The organism is Thermonema lapsum, from assembly GCF_011761635.1.
In the GTDB taxonomy this organism is placed as follows: domain Bacteria; phylum Bacteroidota; class Bacteroidia; order Cytophagales; family Thermonemataceae; genus Thermonema; species Thermonema lapsum.
Genome location: NZ_JAASRN010000001.1, coordinates 832,469 through 851,643, shown reverse-complemented (window position 1 = coordinate 851,643; position 19,175 = coordinate 832,469). Strand labels below are relative to the sequence as shown.

Sequence of the window (19,175 nt, the reverse complement as noted above, 5' to 3'; positions counted from 1 at the left end):
TTTCTAATGAAGCACCCGAAGCAGGCAGTTGTGCCAAAGAGGCAGACTTACAAGCCGGCAAGCTGCAAAAGGAGCAAGTGCAAATAGTACAAACTGCTGGCATTCATTCCACGCTATCTTTATTATCTTTGTTGAGACGAAACCCTTTGTTTCGTCCTTCCCCTTGATTTATTTAGTTTTTGAAAAAAACAAGCAATCCAACCAAAGCACAAAAATGCGAACGCCTCTTATAGCCCCTTCTTTGTTAGCCGCCGACTTTGCCAATTTGCAATCTGCCATCCAAATGGTGAACCAAAGCCAAGCCGATTGGCTACACCTCGACATCATGGATGGCGTGTTTGTGCCCAACATTTCATTTGGTATGCCCGTTTGCGAAGCGGTGCAGCGTCATACCACCAAGCCCTTGGATGTGCATTTGATGATTGTACAACCTGAGCGTTATCTCGAGGCTTTTAGTCGCTTGGGGGCTTCGGTCATCAGCGTGCACTACGAAGCTTGCCCCCATCTGCATCGCACTTTGCAGCAAATCAAACAATTAGGATGTAAAGCCGGCATTGCCATCAACCCACACACACCGGTAGAAGCATTGCAGGATATTTTGCATGAAGCTGACTTGGTATGCATGATGTCGGTGAATCCCGGTTTTGGAGGGCAGCAATTCATTGAGCACACCTATGACAAAGTGCGCCGTTTGCGCCGCATGATAGATGAACAAGGGCTGCAAACCCTCATCGAAATAGATGGAGGGGTGAAACAAAGCAATGCCGCTGCTTTGATTGCCGCCGGTGCCGATGTGCTGGTAGCCGGTAGTTTTGTGTTTTGTGCCGACGACCCCTTGCAAACCATAGCAGCTCTCAAACAGACTACCGCATGATAGGGCGTTGGTACCGCTATGGGTTGCTTTTGCTCTTGTGGGGACATGCTTTTGCTCAGCAGCAAGAGACGCCCCTGCGTGGCTATTTGCTCGACCCCCAAGGGCAAGGCATCGAGCAGGCAGCAATAGTTTGGGCAGCCGATTCAAGCCGTTATACTTTCACCCGTGCCGATGGCTCTTTCGAATTGTGGCTACCCGTCGGAAGACAAACCCTGCGCGTTTCTTTTTTGGGCAAGGAAAAGTATTTTACGGTAAAGATGCCCGTAGAACAGCCAGTGCGCTGGTTATGGGAAAGTCTCTACCTCGATGAGGTGGTAGTGGAAGGCAAAGACACCTTGCTGCAAGAAGAAACCAGTGCTTTTCGTTTTACTGCTCTGCAAGCCAAGCGGGCGCCTACGCCCTTTGGCGACTTCAACAAAATATTAGCAAGCTTGCCCGGAGTCGTCAGCAACAACGAGCTGTCTTCGTCTTACTCGGTGCGCGGAGGTAATTACGACGAAAACTTGCTGTATGTCAATGGCATGATGGTGTACCGCCCTTTGCTCATACGTGCTGGGCAGCAGGAGGGGCTTAGCTTTGTGAATCCCGATTTGGTCGAAGAGGTGCGTTTCTATACAGGAGGCTGGCAAGCAGCCTATGGCGACAAGCTCTCGTCCTTGATGTTGATTCGCTACAAAGAACCTAAGGAATTCAAAGCCTCTTTGAGCGCGGGCATCCTCAACAGTGCGGCTCATGTGGAAGGGGTTGCCGCCGCCGGACGTATGACCTATGTGGCGGGCATACGCCGTAAAAGTGCGCGGTATCTGCTCAATACGCTGCCGGTCAAAGGGCAATATTTGCCCAACTTTGTGGACGCACAGGCTTGGCTTACCTACAAACTAAGTCCTCGTCATAGTTTGAAAAGCTTGTTGACTTATGCGCGCAACCGCTATTTTGTGCAGCCCGATTTTGCTCAAACCGACTTTGGAACGGTAAACCGTAAACTACGTCTGTCGGTAGCTTTCGACGGGCAAGAGCAAATGCGCTACGACATCACCCAAAACAGCCTCCAGCTGGAAAGCCAATGGAGCAGTCAACTGCACACTCAGTGGGTGTTTTCTTTTATACGTACCCTTGAACGGGAATTTACCGAAGTGGAAGGGGCTTATCGTCTGTGTGAAGTAGGGCAAAACTTTGGTGCCGGTGGTTTTAATCAGTGTGTTAGGCAGTTGGGAACGGGTAGCAATTACTTGCATTTGCGCAATCTTATGGTTGGGCAAATATGGGCATTGGAAAACCGCTCTTCTTATCGTTGGCAGCGGGGGCATCTCACCGAATGGGGGATGCGCTGGAGCCATGAACTTGTGAAGGAATTCATAGACGAATACCGCTTTGTGGACTCTGCCGGCTATGTGCGCATCAGTGAGCAAATAGACGGGACCAACCGTGTGGAAGGGCAACGCCTTAGTTTTTTTGCCCAACAGAGCATTTATGTGGATTCGCTGATGAGTGTGCGTGCCGGTGTGCGTGCTACCTATTGGACCTATAACGGGGAATGGAACGTCAGCCCTTCTGTGCAATGGAGTGTGCGCCGGCGCAGGCGCCTCGATTGGGTGTGGCGTGGTGCTGTGGGGCTTTATCAGCAGCCCCCGTTTTATCGCGAATTGCGCGGCTTTGATGGACAATTGCGCCCCAAAGTGCGTGCCCAACAAGCTTGGCATGTAGTGATGGGCGCCGATTTGCTTTTGCCGCTGCTGGGGCGTCCTTTCCGCTTTACTGCCGAGGCATATTACAAATATCTGATGCAGCTGAATCCTTATGACGTAGAGAATGTACGCATCCGCTATTACGCTCGCAACGATGCGAAGGGGTATGCCGCCGGCTTGGACATGCGCCTGAACGGTGAGTTGATTCGAGGTACAGAGTCTTGGATAAGCCTCAGCTTGCTGCGTACGGAGGAAGACCTCGCTTTCGATGACAGAGGATATTTGCGCCGTCCTATGGACCAGCGTCTGACCGTAGGGGTATATTTGGAAGACCACCTGCCTTCCAATCCTTCGTGGCGGGTAAATATGCAGTTGCAATGGGGAACCGGTTTGCCTTTTGGCGTGCCCAACGAGCCGGCTTTTCGCAGTGCTTTTCAAGGAAAGCCATACAGGCGTGTGGATTTGGGTTTTTCAAAATACATCAGTGATGTACGCTGGAGCGAACGCCCCTTCTTAAAGTCTTTATGGATAGGCGCTGACATACTGAATGTGCTGGGTATCAACAATGTGATTTCTTACACATGGATAGAAGACGTCTCGGGGCAGCGGTATGCTGTGCCCAATGCACTCTCGGCAAGATTTTTGAACTTCCGCATAGTAGGAGAGTTTTAAGCTTATCACCAAAACTCACACTTATGAAAGGCAGCAAAAAAATATTTATCGCATGCTTTTGGCTTTTATTGTCGTTGGCTTGCGCCCCTCATAAGGTGCAGCGCCTCGATGCGGCACAATCTGTTGATTTGAGTGGTGTGTGGAATGACACAGACTCCCGTTTGGTTGCCGAAGAAATGACGCGTCAAATAATGGAAGCCCGCTGGCACCGTAACTTTTATATGGACCATGAGCGTGAACCGGTGGTGATAGTAGGCTTTATTCAAAACAAAACGCATGAGCACATCGATACCGACACTTTTGTAAAAGATATTGAACGGGTACTCATTGAATCGCGGCGGGTGCGCGTGGTGCAAAACGCTGCCCTGCGCGACAAAGTGCGCGAAGAACGTTTAGACCAACAAAACTTTGCTTCGCCTGCCACACAAAAGCAATGGGGCAAAGAACTGGGCGCCGATTTTATGCTCTTGGGCAGTATCTCCTCTGTTGTGGACGTCGAAAGGCGCAGCCGGGTTATCTACTACCAAGTGAACTTGCAGCTTACCAATATAGAAACCAACGAAGTGGTTTGGATAGGTAAGAAAGAAATTAAAAAGTTTGTAAAGAACTAAAAAAACGTATGGCAAGCCACGCTTTACGTAGCTTCATATTTGCTGCCTGCCTGCTTCTTGGGGGGTGTTCTTCTTACTATGTGAGTTATTATGACTACCATCAAGCCTTTGAAAAAGCAGATTTTGAGGCTGCCTTGAAGATATTAAAAAAAACGCAAGTGCCTCGCCGAGACCATCTCTTGTATTATATGAATTTAGGCACTGCTGCTTTCATGGCTCAGCATTATGAAGAGGCTTTGCAGTACTTTGAAACCGCTTATCGCTTAGGCAACAATCTATCGCGCAATTATCTAACAGAGGGAGCTGCCGAGCTGATTAACCCCATGTACAAGCCCTATCGTGGCGAGTATTTCGAGCTGTTGATGATTCATTATTACAAAGCTTTAGCTTATTTGAAGCTTGCCCGTTATGAAGAGGCGATAGTAGAATGCCGGCGCGTGGATATACTGCTGCGCCGTTGGGCAAGTTATTACAAAAATCACGAAAAGATTCAATACAAGAGCGACGCTTTCTTTTACCTGATGATGGGGCTTGCTTACGACGCCATGGCTGACTACAACAACGCTTTCATTGCTTATCGCAATGCATGGAACGCTTATCAGACCATCCATGCCGAATTGTTTGGCTTGTCTGCGCCCGGGCAACTGAAAAAAGACTTGTTGCGTACTGCTTATTTGAGTGGCTTGACCGAAGAGCTGCGTTTCTTTGAAAAAGAGTTTGGAATGACTTATGAACACAAGCCTGCAAGTGAAGTGGAAGGGGAGTTGGTGTTTTTTTGGCATACTGGCTTGGCGCCTGTCAAAGTGGATAAGGTCATTGGTTTTGCTACGCGTGTGATTGGAGACAGAGCATATTTTTACAACGATGAATATGGCTGGAAGTTCGAGGAATATATTTCTAAGTACGAAAGAGAGAGGCTGGGCAAATTAGAAGTCTTCAGTATAGTGATTCCCGAGTATAAAGAGCGCTCACCTCTCTATCAATCGGCTTATTTGATAGCCGACGAAGATACTGTAAGCATGGAGCTGGCAGAGGATGTGAATGCCGTAGCTTTCTATACTCTCAAACAGCGTTTGTTTTGGGAGATATCGTCGGCAGTGCTGCGCATGGCTATTCGCAAAGCCATCGAAAAAGGTATAGAAAAAGACAATGAAGAAGCAGCTATGTGGATAGGCTTGTTGTTGCAAATGGGGCAACAAGCCGATACCCGTTCTTGGATGACTTTACCCTATGCCATTCATTATGCTAGAGTACGCCTGCCTGCAGGCAAGCAAAGCGTGAAACTACTGGTGCAAGGCACTGGGGGCAAGCGCAAAAACTACGATTTTACTTTTGAAGTGAAGGCGGGGAAGACGACGTTTCACTATTTCCACAACCTGCAAACCGAATCTTTCAGTTATTATTGAGCGCAAGGACTGCCCTCCCAGCTTTGTCGTGAGAAAGAGCGCGAGGGCAGTGAGGGCAGTGAGCAATCTTAGCTTCGGCAAGCGGCAAAAAAAGAAGAGCCCCCAGCCAGTTTACGAGCTGCTGTAAAAGCACAGGCTGCAGAGCTTGCTTATTTCTTCTTTGGTTTGGGTGCCGAAGCAATGACGCTGACGCCAAGCAACTGAACAGGAGGCGTCTTGAACTCATACACGATGCGCACAATGCCACCTTGCTGTGGGGTTATTCGCAGCGAGCCCTCACGAGATTCGGCGAGTTTTTTATTGTGCGTGTCAAAAACGTAGATAACAGGACTTTGCGCTTCACTCCAATTGCCACAAATGGCAATGTTGTAGCGGGCAGTGCTGCTGAATATATAGCTTTGATGGATTTTATATCCTTCTTTGGGCGTAGTGCTTACATTGAAGCGGTAGGTTTTTACCACCTGAAAGCCGTCGGCTATTTTGGATAGACAGCTTTTTTCTATCGCATCAAGATAGCGTTGTTCCTCACTCAGGCTGTCTTCAGCTGCTGCGTTGTTTTCTTCTTTTTGCGCCATCACCTCGAGCGAAACAGAAACAAAGCAAATCAGAGCAAACAGGGAAAATATCTTTTGCATACGGGAAATGATTTTGATGTTTTAAAGTTACAAAAAGAGCGGCAAATTGATGCCGGAAGCTGGCACCATCGAAAAGGTAACTAAATTTCTTGGAAAACGCTGATTTGCTTTTTGAGAACTTTACTCTGTGGAAAAGTTACTTTTAGCCTCTGCTATAATTTGACCGATGTTTACCTTGCTGGATTACCGTGCTTCGGTGCTGGGGCGAACCTCTACTGTTTCGGCTTGTGCAAATGAAGAGAATAACGGCTATTCAATTGGGAGACTCCCTTACGCTTTCTACTTCCTTGAAAGGGGGCTTGAAAAAAAATTGTTTTATTTTCGTGTAAAACTGAAATCGTCATGTGGCAGCTGATTGAGTGGAGTCGCCTTTTGGGTGGTCTGGGAGCTTTTCTTTTGGGTATGCATTTGTTGGAAACCGCCTTGGCGCAAATGGGCGGCAGTTCGTTCAGTAAACTGCTGCGCAAAGCTACCCGTACGCCCTTGTTGGGCATCTTTTGGGGAACGGTAGTTACTGCCTTGCTTCAAAGCAGCTCTTTGGTTTCTTTGATGGTGGTAGCTTTGGTGGGTGCTGGTATTTTGGGACTTCCTCAGGCTTTTGGTTTGATTATGGGTGCCAACATAGGGACTACTGCCACCGGTTGGCTGGTTACGCTCATCGGTTTTAAGCTGAATGTCGAAAAATTCGCCTTGTGGGGATTGGGTATTGGGGCATTCTTGGCTGTTATTTGGAGTTACAAAACTTGGATGAAGCTGGCAGGGCAAGCCATCGCCGGCTTTGCGCTACTTTTCATAGGGCTGGAATGGATGAAAGAAGCCATTGCCCACTTTGCCGAAGTGGTAGATTTAAGCGCTTGGCAAGAGGCTGGCGCTTTGACTCTTTTTATTGTAGGTTTTGTATTGACTGCCATCATTCAGTCGAGTTCTGCCACTATGGCTATCACTTTGAGCGCCATGCACGCCGGCATCTTGGGCTTCTATCAGGGGGCTGCTTTGATGATAGGGGCAGATTTGGGTACCACAGTAACCGTATTCTTAGGAACCCTCGACGGCAATGTAGTCAAACGGCAGGTGGCATTGACTCACTTCCTCTTTAATTTCATTGTGAATATGACAGCTTTTGTCTTTCTGCCTTGGGAAATTGCCTTGATAGAAAAGATATTGGGTATTTACGACCCCTTGCTCGCTTTGGTTGCTTTTCACTCAGCATTGAATGTTTTGGGGGCTGTCTTGTTCTTTCCTTTCATTCATCCCTTTATGCGTCTTATAGAGCGTTTAGTAAAACAAAAGAAAACTACAGAAGCGCGTTTCATTCACCAAGTGCCCGCTTCACAAACAGACGCGGCGTTTATTGCTTTGCAAAAGGAAATGGCGCATTTGGCAGAGCGGGTAATTGGTTGGGGGCGTCTTTTGTGGGACATCAAGCCTTTGCCCAGACATGAGTCGCCCGAAGCCTTCTATGCAGCCACCAAGCAGCTGGGAAGCGAAGTGATTGCCTACATAGCACAGCTGCAGCAACACATGAAAACAGAAAGCGATGCGCAAACTTTGACCAATTTGTTGTGGTCGGTGCGGCGCCTGTTGCGTGCAGCCAAGAGCCTCAAAGACATACGGCACAATATGGAGCACTATCGTTATGATGAACGCGAGGCGGTGCGGCATCTTATTACTCATATGCGCGAGCATGCAAGCCTTACACTTAGTGCTTTGGAAGAAAAACAGGCAAACGGGGGGCAAATGCAAGATTGGACTTTGCGAGACTTATGGACATTGAATCGTGAGCATCAGCACCGCCTGAATGAGGAAGTACTGCTAAATATCACACTATACGCACCAGAAGAAGCGGCTACCTTTCTGAACATGATTCATGAGAACAAAGAATACCTCGAAAGCATCATAGAAGCTTTGGAAAGGCGAACGGATACCGGAGAGTTGCAAGAGGCAGCTGCTCAAAAAATTACATAGAACGGGCGTAAAAGTTGGGTATAACTGGGATGATAATCTATCTGGTTTGCTTGCCGTATGTATAGCGTTTCTATCCTTTTGATTTGCTGTGCCTGTTTGCTAAAGACGGTAATGAGGCGAAAGAGAGGGTGTTTTTCGCTATGGTAAATTTGCATTTGCTGGATAGCATGTAAACCTACTTTTTTGGCATACTGTTCGAACTGTTGCATCTCATGGGGTGGATAGAGCACTACCAGCTGTCCTTGGGGTGCGAGCAGCTGTTGGCTGCGCGCTGCCAGCTTTTGCGGTGGTAGCGACTCAACTCCATGCGTTGCCAGCTGTTTGCGCTGTTCTTGCGGGCGCATGCTGCTTGCAAAAAAAGGGGGATTTACTACAATCAAATCGTAAAGGCAGGGGGCATTCCATTGCAGGACGTCTTGCTGTTCAAACAAACAGATGCGCGAAGCAAAAGGACTGCGCGAAAAATTGAGTCGAGCTTGACGGCAAGCGTTTTCTTCAAGTTCTACGGCATGAACAAGCGCCTCGGGGAAGCGCTGCGCCAGCATGAGCGCCAACAAACCGCTGCCGGTGCCTATGTCTAAAATATGACGGGGAGCAGTAGCGGGGGGCGGCGCCCAAGCCCCCAATATGCAGGCTTCGGTACTTACCTTCATGCCACAAAGGGCATGCTCCACACTAAATTGTTTGAAGCGAAAGATGTCATTTTTCTGTCGTTTGGGCATATTCGCCACAACCATTGTACTGCTGGGACACCTGATTTTTACGGCTGTCAAAAATAGTAACTTTCACCGAAAGAGGGTATTCAAGGTCAGACATGCCGTCGCTGCAGGTTTGTGGAGAAAAGGTAGCTTGCAAGCGGTAAGTGGCATGCTGAGCGCGTAATATCCATGTTTCACCTCGATGGGTGTAGCTCTCTATCGTCAAAGTGTCTTTGCCTGTATCGGGGCGCTCCCATACAGCAGTGGTAGTATCTACAACATGAAGCAGCCAGAAAGGTTCGGTACCTCGTGCTATGGCAGGCATGGGTTTCCTGCTGTTCGCTTCGTCGCTTGCTTGCTGTTGGTTTTTTACCTGGCAGCCGCCGAGCAGCACAATAAGCAACACCGGGAGAAAAGATTTGTAATGCATCCTATCTAAAGGTTTTTAAATCTTGTAATAAACTAAGCAACTCTCTTGCCTGAGAGTACTATATTAAAATACCTGTTGAAGCAAAAATCACACCAATAGACTTGTCATTTTCTCACTTTGCGCAGCTTGTAGTTTCGAAAGAAGCTCAAGCGTAGGTTGTTATCTTGAACAAGCAAATCGAGTGAGGGCGTCCAATCTCGTCAAGCAGCAAGAAGCAAAAGATATTTCCTGCTGGTGCTCCGGATGACAAAAGGAAGTGAGCCCAAAAGCACAAAGCCTCGCTTACTTTCTCATTTTTTACGTATCTTTTCCCAAAATGGAAAATAGTATGACCAAAACCACTCCTTTGCTCATTTATGGTGCCTATGGTTTTACTGGCAAGCTGATAGTTGCCGAAGCCGTCCGTCGTGGGTTGCGTCCTGTGCTTGCAGGGCGGAGTCCCGAAAAAACAGCTGCTATTGCCCAACAATACGGCTTGGAACACAGGGTGTTCTCGCTGGACGACGGCATTGCGCTTCAACAGGCTTTGAACGACGTTCAGGTAATTTTACAATGCGCCGGTCCTTTTATTCACACGGTGCGCCCGGTATTGGAAGCCTGCTTGGCAACGCGCACCCATTATGTGGACATCACCGGCGAAATAGAAGTCTTTGAGTACTTGGCTGCTCAGTCGGGGCGTGCCGAAGCACGGGGCATTGTCTTGTTACCGGGCAGTGGTTTCGATGTGGTACCTTCCGATTGCTTGGCTGCTCATCTGAAAAGCCTTTTGCCCGATGCACATAAGCTTACTTTGGCGTTTAAAGGGGTGTCGCGCATGTCCAGAGGTACGGCGTTCACTATGGTAGAAAACCTGGGCAAAGGCGGTGCGGTGCGTCGCAATGGCAAGATAGTAGAAGTGCCGGCAGCGCACGAAACAACGCGCATGGATTTTGGCGATGGAGAAATATCTATGGCTGCTTCTATCCCCTGGGGCGACGTATCTACAGCTTATTATAGCACCGGCATTCCCAACATTCAGGTTTTTATGGCTTTGCCCAAGCCCATGATAGACCAAATGCGGAAAGCCTATCGCTGGCGTTGGCTGCTGAAGCTTTCAAGCATAAAAAAGTATTTGAAAAAACAGGCAGAGAAGCGCTTCACCGGACCTGACAAACAGCTGCTCAAGGAAGGAAAAAGCTACTTGTGGGGACGTGTGGAGAACCCACAGGGCGAAGCCCGTGAAGCTCGTCTTATCACGCCCGAAGGCTACTATCTCACTTCTCTTACAGCGGTAGAAATTGCTTGCCGTCTCTTGGAGCCGCACCGCATGAAAGGCTTCTATACGCCTTCCAAAGCCTTTGGAAAAGACTTTATTCTGGCTTTTGAAGGAGTGAAACGCATAGATTTGACTCCCGAACCGGCAAGATAAGAGACATAAAGCCTCAGACGCGAATTTTACTTTTCGTGTTTGAGGCGCTTTCTGCTGTGCCATGTGTCATTGGAGAGGAATGCGCTGCATATAATTGCGCACTTGCTCTACGTTCACGCTGCGCACAATCTCTGCCCGAAGACGCGCGTACTGTTCTTTCAGCTCTTGGATTTTATTGTCAATGGCTTCGGGCTTTTGCGACAGCTGCCGGCTATTCCGTAGAATGTTTTCTATGGCTTGATGATAGCCGTCGAGCAGAGACAAGAACTCTCGGTAAAGCGTTTCCAACTCTTGGTCTATCTGATGCACCTTTTGTATGGCTATAACAGGATATATCAGTCGAGTATCGCTTGTCAGCTGTTCGTATTGTATCTTCCCAGCGTCTGTATAAGAAGCTTCAATGTTGCGGATGAGGCTGTCCACGTGGCTGTATTGATAATAGGAGTGCATGAGTGTTGACAAGGGCAATTGTTTAATTTCCTCGCGTTTTTCGGGGTGCAGCGTAATGCATTGTTGGCGTACAAACTCCAGCAAAAGTTGGTGAAGTGCTTGGGCGCGCACGCGTAAACTCGATAGGTTTTGCTGCGACTGCCGATTGACATCCGACAGCATCTCGTAGTAGCGAAGGTATTTCTGTAGTTCTGTTTCGAAGGCTTTCAGGTCACTTATGGTAATGTCTTCTTCTTCGAAGGCTACTTTGTAAATAAGTTGTGTTACCGATTGAAAATAGTGGACGGTGGGAATTACCTCGCTCACTGCCTGTGATAAGGGAGAGTCGAATATGTGTTGCATAAGTGCAATGAGGCGAGCGCCTTTCTTGAAACGTTTCGCTCGCGAAAAAATCTTTTCTTGTACAAGGCGGATGGTCGCTTCCTTTAAACTGAAGCCCAGCTCTTGATTGGTGGGGTTGTGCAGGTTGTTGATGAAATTGAAATAATAACTGCTCGTAATAAAGTTTTCTATGGCTTGCAGGCTGCGGCTGCTTTGCTCACAAAACAAAACCGTTTGGCGGATGCTTTGCACGTGGTGCTCATATTGGGTGTGGGCGGTGGCACGACGTTTTTCTCTTAGTTCTCGTATCATTTGCCCCTGCCACTGCACATGTTGCGACAGCTCTGCATATTGCCGACGAAGCAGCTCGAGGCTATCGCGATAGCTCGACTGCGTATGCAAGAGCAGTTGCCGCAAGCTGTCCAGTTGGGCATTTGCGTGTGTGCTGGCACAAAAAGCAATGAACCAATAAAGGAGGTGTTTTTTCATATAAATTTCTTTTAGGCGATTTTGCTTGTTCATATTCAATGGTAGTACTTTCGGCTGTAAATTAGCTCGGCTACCGGTTCAGTAACCATATAACGGATAGAGCGCCCTTCTTGTATGCATTGGCGGATATAGGTTGCTGATATGTCGAGCAGTGGCGCTTCTATGTAATGCACTTTGGGGTGCTCGCGAAAGCCGTGTTCTGGAGTGTGGGGACGCGGATATACATACAACTCATAGTATTCAAGTATTTGCTCGTAGTTTTTCCACTTATGAAAGTGCGCTAAATTGTCTTCGCCCATCAACAGGGCAAAGCGACGTTTGGGGTATTTCTCTTGCAGATAGGTGAGGGTGTCTATGGTATAGCTGGGCTGAGGAAGGTGAAACTCAATATCACTTACTTCGAAGTTCGGATTGTCGTGAATAGCAGCCCGTACCATATCCAAGCGGTCAAACTCATGCAACAGGCTGCTACGCTTCTTAAAAGGATTCTGCGGCGACACCACAAAGCACACTTTGTTCAGGTCGGTGCTTTCTACTGCTACATTTGCCAATATCAAATGACCTACATGAATAGGATTGAAAGAGCCAAAAAACAAACCTACTTTCATCGCTTCTTTTTAAGGCAAATTTATGTTTTTACTCTGGCATGCAGGTTTGCCGGTGTGTCAATCCCCACTGTATCATGGCATCAATGACATCGGTCAGGCGGTATCCCGATTCTGTAAGTTCATATTCAATCAGCACCGGGCGGGTATTGTGTACCAGTCTTTTGACTACCCCGTTAAGCTCCAGTTCTTTCAACTCTTTTGACAACATGCGGGGGGTGATGCCCTCTATGTTTCGCTCCAGCTCATTGAAGCGTTTCTTGCCATGAATCAGTGAGGCGATGATGGGAAGTTTCCATTTGCCACTAATCACGTTCAGGGTGTCATTTACTGCCAGTACATAACGCACCGGGCATTGTTTGACTTCCAAAAAGCTTCCCAAGTGATTGTTTTTCTTGGCTTTAGTCTCACTGCTGTACATTTGCAATTGATTTTTAAAAGCTATCTGCTTCTTTTTTTATAGCAAATCTAATGCTTTTATTCTGTTCATTCACTGAGAACTATAAAAAATGACCGTTTTAGGAGTTTTACGATGGTGCTTTTGCCACTAAAAATAAACGATAAGCGCGTTCTTCAGGAAAATCTGGGGCATATATTAAAAACCATCCTTTGATTTTCTTCCTCTTTTGGGGCGGCAGCCATGGGCATAGCTATGGTGCTGCAGCAGAGCAAGGGGTTGACTGCACCTTCATAGAAGGCTGTTCGTCGGACGAGTTACTCGACCTTGTGGAAGCAAAATTTGCGCAAACTAAAAGGGAAGAGCGCAGAAGCCAAATCTCTCTATTATTGTAAACACAGCCAAGGGCAGTCGTTTGGCTGCCTTTTTTTATCTACAAAAAGAAGGAGTTATTTGATTTCCTCTTCGTTGATTTTCAATATCTTGCCAGTCTCAACAAAGTGCAACACCAGCTGTTCGGCTTCTTTAAAAGCTTTTTCTAAATTCTCATTCACCAGCACCACATCGAATTCCGGTTCAAACGACATCTCATAGGAGGCTTTTGCCATGCGTGTTTCTAAACTCGCATCGGTTTCTGTTTGTCTTTGCATCAAACGCTGCCGCAGGATGTCCAAACTGGGTACTTTGACGAAAATAGCCAAAGCGTGGTCGCCGTAGTAGTTTTTTAGTTTTAAGCCCCCTTTGACATCCACATCACATATCACGTGCTTGCCTTCGTTCCAGATGCGTTGAATTTCTGACTTTAGCGTGCCGTAATAAGCACCCGGATACACTTCTTCCCACTCTACAAATTCATTGTTTTTGATTTTTTCTCGGAACTCGTCTGGGGAGAAAAAGTAGTAGTCTTTGCCGTGCTCTTCGGTGCGCCCCCGGCGCGGACGGGTGCAGGCAGAAATAGAAAATGCCAATTTGTCAGGAAATTTGTTCAATAAATGCTTGACAATGGTGGTTTTGCCTGCCCCCGACGGAGCCGAAAAAATGATGATTTTGCCTTGTTTATCGACTGACATGCCTATTGCTGAGGATTCGGTGAGGGTGCAAAAATAGAAAAAATAGGCAGACTTGTTATTCTTGACCGTTTTCTTCTTTTATCTTTTGTTTGATAGCTTCTAACAGTTCGCAGGGGCACTTGGCATTGACTTTAATTTTCAGGATAGAGCGGATAGCCTCTTCCAGTTCTTTGCAGTCGTTGCAAAAAAGGCACTTGCGCATGTGTTCATCTATCTGACGCTTTTGTTCTTCGCTCACTTGACCGTCCAAATACAAATAGATGCCTTCCCAGCTGAAGTTGTTGCATCTCTTTTTTTCTGCGGTCATAGGCGGTTTGGTAGTTTCGTTGCTCGTTTCCTTCGACATGGTTTTATGCATTTTTTAAATATCCCATCTTTTTGGCATAATCGTGTAGTTTTTCTTTGAGCAGGTTGCGGGCGCGGTGTAGTCTTGAACGCACGGTGCCTATGGGGATGTCCAGTATTTTAGACATTTCCTCGTAGGTGAAACCCTCAATGTCGCACAAAATAATGACAATACGGAAATCTACTGGCAAGCTGTTGAGGGCATTAGCCACTTCGTCACCTATTTTGTCGTGCACGGTTTCGCTGCGCAAGTCTGTAGTTACCGACAACCTGCTGTTGTCTGCTTCATCGGAGTTGTAGAACGACTCTACTTCCTGATAATCTATTTTTGCAGGTTCCTTACTTTTCTTGCGAAAGTTATTGATGAAGCTGTTTTTCAATATTCTGAACAACCATGCTTTGGCATTGGTTCCTTGTTGGAAGGAGTCTAAAAAGCGAAATGCTTTCAGGTATGTTTCTTGAACTAAGTCTTTGGCGTCGTCTTCGTCTAAGGTAAGGCGAAGGGCAGAGTTATACATGGCGTCTGCGTGTGGCAGAAGCTCTTCATTGAAGATTTTGTATTTTTCTTCTCTGGTGTACGTCATATTTTTGGTCGAATGAGTTATCATGGAAATATATCTCTCATTTTTAAGGTAAGAAAACTTCTTTATTGATTTTTGTTTGCAAAAAACGTGCGCGAGTCCAAATTGTTGTATCCTGCATGCCTTTTTGTCGTGCGCGGTGGTGGGTGTCCGTCTGACGGAGCAGCGAAAGGGGCAAAAAGAAAAAAAAGCGCGCCCTAAAGCACGCTTCAAAGGAGGATAAGTGCACGTACCAGGGGCGGGACTCGAACCCGCACGAGCCTTTTAGGGCTCACAAGATTTTAAGTCTTGCGTGTCTACCTATTCCACCACCCCGGCAAAATGGAAAAAGAGCGAAAGACGGGATTCGAACCCGCGACCTCAACCTTGGCAAGGTTGCGCTCTACCAACTGAGCTACTTTCGCTTTTTGTATCGCCCCTGTGTTTTACAAAGCGATACAAAAGTAGGGGTTTTTGAGATATACACCAAATAATTTAGCAACTTTTTTTCTTATGGTTTGCTTTTCTTGCTGATAGACAGGAATTTGTTTTTCAGCTTTCGCACCTTGTTCAGGCTAAAAGTAACTTGTTCGCTTTCTTCTTCTTCAAACAAGCCTTCATAGCCGCCGGCTTGCGATTCTTTCACATTTTCTTGTACTTCTACCTCTTCATATACAGATAGGATAGCTTGCAGGTCGGGGCGCAGCTGGCGCCATGTTTTATTGCCTTCGCATTGAGAGGCGATATAAAGCAGGTCGCGCGCGGTTTGCTCGGCACGGGCAATGTCGAGCAGATACTTGGGGTTTTTCTTCTCGAGCGTTGCTTCACACTTTCTATAAAGCGTATGCGCCCATGCGCTGATTTCGAAGTCTGTGCCCAAACGATTCAGCACAGCCCGGCTGCTGTCGTCTTGTACCATATCGGCACATTGGCGCAAAACGGGGTCTTTGTAACGTTGGGCATGCAGCACACTTGCCGACGCAGTCAATAAAAGTAGGGTAAGCAAAAGACGTGTCATAGGGCTATTTTTTTAGGTTTTACATAAAGTGTAAGCCTGTCATGGCTTGACTACTCAAAGCTACTAAGAATTGTCTGTTTGTAGATTACTTATGTGGAATTTTTTGTTATGAAAATTGCTTCATATATAGACCAAACTTAAAGGTTGTTTATTGTTCTTTAAAAAAGGAGCTCGCATGAAAAAAATGCCTTTGTCAGGAAAAAGGGAGTTGCATTTGGGTTTGAAACAAAATGCCCGACAATTTGCTTTGTTGGTATTTGTAAATATGCTGGTGGGTGCTGTATTGGGGGTAGAACGCTCGGTTTTGCCGTTGATGGCACAAACCCGCATGGGCGTGGCTTCATACACTGCCTTGTTGTTGTTTATTGCCGTTTTTGGTTTTGCTAAAGCCATGACTAACTACTGGATGGGCAAAAATGCCAACCGCTATGGGCGCAAACCTCTGTTGCTTTTGGGTTGGGGGCTGGCGCTACCGATACCATGGCTGCTTATGTATGCTGCTTCGTGGCAGTGGGTACTGCTTGCCAATCTTTTTTTGGGGATGAGTCAGGGGATTGCCTGGACGAGCACCGTGATTATGAAGATAGACCTTGCCGGGCACAAGCAGCGGGGCTTGGCTATGGGGCTGAATGAGTTTGCCGGTTACGTGGCGGTAGGGGTGGCTTCATGGGTAGCCGCGCGTGTGGCAGAACAACATGGGTGGGAGGCTACTTTTTGGCTGACGCTGGGGCTGACAGGCATGGGTTTGTTCTTGTCGTGGATAGGGGTGCGCGATACTACTGCTTTTGTGCATCTGGAAGAAAAAGCCACAGCAACACTGTCTTTGCCATGGAAAGAAAAAACACGCAGACGCATCGTAGGGGCAGTGGTTCAAGGTGGTTTCTTCAACAACCTGAACGATGGTGTTTTGTGGGGGCTGCTGCCTTTGTGGTTGGCACAGCGCTATGAGGGCTTAGAGGATATTGGTTTGTTGGTGGGGCTTTATCCGGCTGTGTGGGGCGTTGGGCAGCTGTTTACTGGACCTATGGCAGACTATCTGCCCAAGCGTCCGGTGCTATGGGGCGGCATGTTTTTGCAAGGAATATCTATCTTGGGGCTTACTGTGGCTGCGTCCACACCTCTGTTGGTGATAGCATTGTTGGGGCTTGGTATAGGCACTGCCATGGTTTATCCTACCTTTTTGGCAACCATTGCCGGAGTGGTGTCTGCTTATGCTCGTGCCCGCTATTTAGGAGTGTATCGCCTGTGGCGTGATTTGGGCTATGTAGGCGGGGCATTGCTTTCGGGCTGGCTTGCCGACAGCTGGAGCCTTGAACTTGCCTTTTGGGTAGTGGGAGGGCTTACTTTGGCATCAGCTGTGTTTTTGCGTTTGCGTTTGCCGGACAACCTGTAAAAAGAGAAAGGCAATAGCTTGAATTTTATTATCTTTTACGGGAAGTCAAAGCAAGCTGCCTGTTTTTAGGTTCACACAATCGTTGGTATCATGGAAATAAGAAGTCTTGCGATAGCTACCCACTGTTTAGATGATTTGTATGATTTCTATGCTGCAGTGCTGGGCTTGCCTGTGGGCGAATCTTCACGGCAAGGGCAGCCTTCTTTTACGATTACCCTTGAAGGCACTCGCTTCACTTTCTCGGAGGCAGCGCAAGGACAGCCTTACTACCATTTTGCATTCAATATAGCAGAGAACAAGATAGAAGAGGCGCTCAAATGGATAAAAGCCAAGGGCATTGAGCCTATCGAGTGGAATGGTATTGTCATTCATGACTTCAAAAACTGGAATGCTCATTCTTTTTATTTCTTCGACCCGGCAGGCAATATCGTAGAGTTCATTGCTCGCCACGATTTAAAACAAACACAACGGAATGCCCCTTTCGATGTTTCGCATATCTTTTCGGTGTCGGAAATAGGGTGGGTAGTTGACAATGTATTAGATGCCCGGCGGGCTATGCAAGAAGAAATAGGTTTGCCACTTTACTATACAGAGGGGGATGGGCGCCGTTTTGCAGCCATGGGAGACCCTTGCGGTTTGTTTATTTTAGTAGAAAAAGGGCGAGACTGGTTTCCTACCCAACGCCCCGCCCGAGTGTTTCCTATGAAAGTAGCCATCAGCATGCCCGTAGGCAGCATTGTGGCTTCGGTTTGGACTTGTTTCCCTTCTGAAAACTACCCCTACGCTTTGGAAGTACTTTAATGCATGGGTATATCGTTGGTGGCGCGTAAAACGTCGGCGCGGCTGATTTGCCCCAGCAGGTTGCCGTCTTGGTCCACTACCGGGAAGCGTTTGAAGGGGGTAGCCAAAAACTTCTCTGCCACTTGCAGTATGCTTTGGTCAGACCTAACGACTTCCAAGCTTTTGCTCATGTAATCTTCTACTTTGCCCGGTGGCATTTCGTTGTAAAGGCTATCGACCAACACACGCAAGCAGTCTTTTTCAGAAATCATGCCTATCAGTTCGTTGTATTTATTCACTACCGGACCACCCGATATTTTGTGTTTGATAAGCAGGCTGATGGCTTCCAATATGCTTTGTTCCGGATAAAAAACAATCAAACGGCTGAGTGGGGTCATGTAATCGGTTACAAGCTTACTTCGCAGCATAGATGTTATGGGTTTGGATGAACAAAATATAAAATGCAGAATGTGTGGATTGCAAAACAAAATATACTTTTTTGGTTTTAAATCAAAATAAAAAAGCTTTTTTTGCAAAAAAACAAACAAATGTACTCGATGGCTATAATAAACCTGCATCACTGAAGCTGTAGTAGCTTTCTTCAAATAAAATCAAATGGTCCAGCAGCTTGATGTCAAGTAACTTACCGGCATCGGCAATGCGCCGCGTGATTTCTTTGTCGCTTTCGCTGGGTTTGGGGGTTCCTGCTGGGTGGTTGTGAGCTATAATCAAACTATTGGCTAAGTGCTCTATGGCGTGTTTGAAAATAAGGCGTATGTCAGTAGTGGTGCCGCTAATCCCCCCTTTGCTTATTTGTATAGGTGGACAAATGGGCTTGTTGGCGCGATTCAAAAGCAGTATCCAAAATTCCTCGTGGCTAAGATGCGCTAGATATGGATAGAAAATTGCAAAGGCATCCTTGGGCGAAGTGATGGCTTGCTGGGTTTGAGCGGCAGCTTTCAGGCGACGTGCCAGCTCAAGAGCGGCGGCAATTGTGATGGCTTTGGCTTTGCCTATGCCTTTGGTTTTCATCAGGTCTTGTAAGCCATTGCTTGCCAGCTGCAGCAGGCTGTGGTTGTTTTTTTGAAGCAGTTCGCGCGCCAAGTCCAAGGCACTTTTGCGACGGGTGCCTGAGCCAATGAGAATAGCCAGCAGCTCGGCATCGCTCAGTGCATTTTTCCCTTTTTGAAGCATCTTTTCACGGGGGCGCTCGTCGGCAGCAAGGTCTTGAATGCGCAGATAAACGGCAGCTTTCTCTTCCATACTTTTGGGCGGTTAGAGGGCAGCATTTATGGAAGAAGATAAGCAAAAAATGACACTTTGCCTAATGGTCGGATGCTATTGCAACAGAAAAACAAAAAAG

At 47.2% G+C, this 19,175-nt stretch carries 20 protein-coding genes and 2 tRNA genes; 8 read left to right on the top strand and 14 right to left on the bottom strand.

Going from position 1 to position 19,175, the window contains the following annotated elements; genetic code table 11:
* Positions 1 to 214 precede the first annotated feature (214 nt).
* Genes rpe through FHS56_RS03730 form a run of 4 tightly spaced genes read left to right on the top strand, consistent with a single transcriptional unit; the run spans position 215 to position 5,248 of the window.
* Complete coding sequence (rpe, locus tag FHS56_RS03745; RefSeq protein WP_166918525.1) at positions 215 to 874, top strand: ribulose-phosphate 3-epimerase; 660 nt, start codon at positions 215 to 217, stop codon at positions 872 to 874.
* Positions 871 to 3,231 carry a TonB-dependent receptor gene (locus tag FHS56_RS03740; protein WP_166918524.1) on the top strand — a complete coding sequence of 787 codons (2,361 nt, stop codon included), beginning with the start codon at positions 871 to 873 and terminating at the stop codon, positions 3,229 to 3,231. The genes rpe and FHS56_RS03740 overlap by 4 nt, the downstream gene beginning before the upstream one ends.
* Before the next feature lie 23 nt (positions 3,232 to 3,254).
* Complete coding sequence (locus tag FHS56_RS03735) at positions 3,255 to 3,842, top strand: penicillin-binding protein activator LpoB (RefSeq protein ID WP_166918523.1); 588 nt, start codon at positions 3,255 to 3,257, stop codon at positions 3,840 to 3,842.
* Between the two features lie 8 nt (positions 3,843 to 3,850).
* Entirely contained in the window at positions 3,851 to 5,248 is a 1,398-nt protein-coding gene (locus tag FHS56_RS03730) for a COG3014 family protein (protein ID WP_166918522.1), read from the top strand.
* A 149-nt stretch (positions 5,249 to 5,397) separates the two neighbouring features.
* On the opposite strand, the gene FHS56_RS03725 is transcribed toward FHS56_RS03730, so the two are convergent.
* Entirely contained in the window at positions 5,398 to 5,883 is a 486-nt protein-coding gene (locus tag FHS56_RS03725; RefSeq protein WP_166918521.1) for a hypothetical protein, read from the bottom strand.
* Positions 5,884 to 6,225: 342 nt separating this feature from the next.
* On the opposite strand from FHS56_RS03725, the gene FHS56_RS03720 reads away from it, so the two are divergent.
* The gene (locus FHS56_RS03720) at positions 6,226 to 7,848 is read left to right on the top strand and encodes a Na/Pi cotransporter family protein (protein WP_166918520.1); all 1,623 of its coding nucleotides are present in this window, start codon (positions 6,226 to 6,228) and stop codon (positions 7,846 to 7,848) included.
* Here the strand turns inward: FHS56_RS03720 and FHS56_RS03715 are convergent.
* Both FHS56_RS03715 and FHS56_RS03710 read right to left on the bottom strand, forming a co-directional pair.
* Positions 7,833 to 8,570, bottom strand: coding sequence for a tRNA1(Val) (adenine(37)-N6)-methyltransferase (locus FHS56_RS03715; RefSeq protein WP_166918519.1), 738 nt, complete (start codon positions 8,568 to 8,570; stop codon positions 7,833 to 7,835). The genes FHS56_RS03720 and FHS56_RS03715 overlap by 16 nt on opposite strands.
* Positions 8,548 to 8,976 (bottom strand): hypothetical protein, encoded by a 429-nt coding sequence (locus FHS56_RS03710; RefSeq protein ID WP_166918518.1) that lies wholly within the window; start codon positions 8,974 to 8,976, stop codon positions 8,548 to 8,550. Before FHS56_RS03710 ends, FHS56_RS03715 begins: the two co-directional genes overlap by 23 nt.
* A 328-nt stretch (positions 8,977 to 9,304) precedes the next feature.
* Between FHS56_RS03710 and FHS56_RS03705 the strand changes: the two genes are divergently transcribed.
* The gene (locus FHS56_RS03705; RefSeq protein ID WP_166918517.1) at positions 9,305 to 10,384 is read left to right on the top strand and encodes a saccharopine dehydrogenase family protein; all 1,080 of its coding nucleotides are present in this window, start codon (positions 9,305 to 9,307) and stop codon (positions 10,382 to 10,384) included.
* 66 nt (positions 10,385 to 10,450) lie between these two features.
* Here FHS56_RS03705 and FHS56_RS03700 read toward each other — a convergent pair whose 3' ends face one another.
* The 9 genes from FHS56_RS03700 to FHS56_RS03660 form a co-directional block, all read right to left on the bottom strand.
* Positions 10,451 to 11,644 carry a hypothetical protein gene (locus FHS56_RS03700; RefSeq protein WP_166918516.1) on the bottom strand — a complete coding sequence of 398 codons (1,194 nt, stop codon included), beginning with the start codon at positions 11,642 to 11,644 and terminating at the stop codon, positions 10,451 to 10,453.
* 35 nt (positions 11,645 to 11,679) lie between these two features.
* Complete coding sequence (gene nadD / locus FHS56_RS03695) at positions 11,680 to 12,252, bottom strand: nicotinate (nicotinamide) nucleotide adenylyltransferase (RefSeq protein WP_166918515.1); 573 nt, start codon at positions 12,250 to 12,252, stop codon at positions 11,680 to 11,682.
* A gap of 28 nt (positions 12,253 to 12,280) precedes the next feature.
* Positions 12,281 to 12,670 carry a winged helix-turn-helix transcriptional regulator gene (locus tag FHS56_RS03690; RefSeq protein ID WP_166918514.1) on the bottom strand — a complete coding sequence of 130 codons (390 nt, stop codon included), beginning with the start codon at positions 12,668 to 12,670 and terminating at the stop codon, positions 12,281 to 12,283.
* 425 nt (positions 12,671 to 13,095) lie between these two features.
* Positions 13,096 to 13,716, bottom strand: a complete 621-nt coding sequence (gene gmk / locus FHS56_RS03685) for a guanylate kinase (RefSeq protein WP_166918513.1) — start codon at positions 13,714 to 13,716, stop codon at positions 13,096 to 13,098.
* A gap of 55 nt (positions 13,717 to 13,771) precedes the next feature.
* Positions 13,772 to 14,062, bottom strand: coding sequence for a zf-HC2 domain-containing protein (locus FHS56_RS03680; protein ID WP_166918512.1), 291 nt, complete (start codon positions 14,060 to 14,062; stop codon positions 13,772 to 13,774).
* Between the two features lie 4 nt (positions 14,063 to 14,066).
* Complete coding sequence (locus tag FHS56_RS03675) at positions 14,067 to 14,645, bottom strand: sigma-70 family RNA polymerase sigma factor (RefSeq protein WP_166918511.1); 579 nt, start codon at positions 14,643 to 14,645, stop codon at positions 14,067 to 14,069.
* A 227-nt stretch (positions 14,646 to 14,872) separates the two neighbouring features.
* Positions 14,873 to 14,960, bottom strand: a tRNA-Leu gene (locus FHS56_RS03670).
* Between the two features lie 13 nt (positions 14,961 to 14,973).
* Positions 14,974 to 15,046, bottom strand: a tRNA-Gly gene (locus FHS56_RS03665).
* Between the two features lie 86 nt (positions 15,047 to 15,132).
* Complete coding sequence (locus FHS56_RS03660) at positions 15,133 to 15,639, bottom strand: hypothetical protein (RefSeq protein ID WP_166918510.1); 507 nt, start codon at positions 15,637 to 15,639, stop codon at positions 15,133 to 15,135.
* A gap of 175 nt (positions 15,640 to 15,814) precedes the next feature.
* Between FHS56_RS03660 and FHS56_RS03655 the strand changes: the two genes are divergently transcribed.
* Together FHS56_RS03655 and FHS56_RS03650 are read left to right on the top strand one after the other, a co-directional pair.
* Entirely contained in the window at positions 15,815 to 17,032 is a 1,218-nt protein-coding gene (locus FHS56_RS03655) for an MFS transporter (RefSeq protein WP_166918509.1), read from the top strand.
* Between the two features lie 90 nt (positions 17,033 to 17,122).
* Positions 17,123 to 17,833 carry a VOC family protein gene (locus tag FHS56_RS03650; protein ID WP_166918508.1) on the top strand — a complete coding sequence of 237 codons (711 nt, stop codon included), beginning with the start codon at positions 17,123 to 17,125 and terminating at the stop codon, positions 17,831 to 17,833.
* Here FHS56_RS03650 and FHS56_RS03645 read toward each other — a convergent pair.
* Positions 17,830 to 18,240 (bottom strand): CBS domain-containing protein, encoded by a 411-nt coding sequence (locus tag FHS56_RS03645; RefSeq protein WP_166918507.1) that lies wholly within the window; start codon positions 18,238 to 18,240, stop codon positions 17,830 to 17,832. The genes FHS56_RS03650 and FHS56_RS03645 overlap by 4 nt on opposite strands.
* Positions 18,241 to 18,373: 133 nt before the next feature.
* Positions 18,374 to 19,075, bottom strand: a complete 702-nt coding sequence (gene radC / locus FHS56_RS03640; protein ID WP_166918506.1) for a RadC family protein — start codon at positions 19,073 to 19,075, stop codon at positions 18,374 to 18,376.
* Positions 19,076 to 19,175 lie beyond the last annotated feature (100 nt).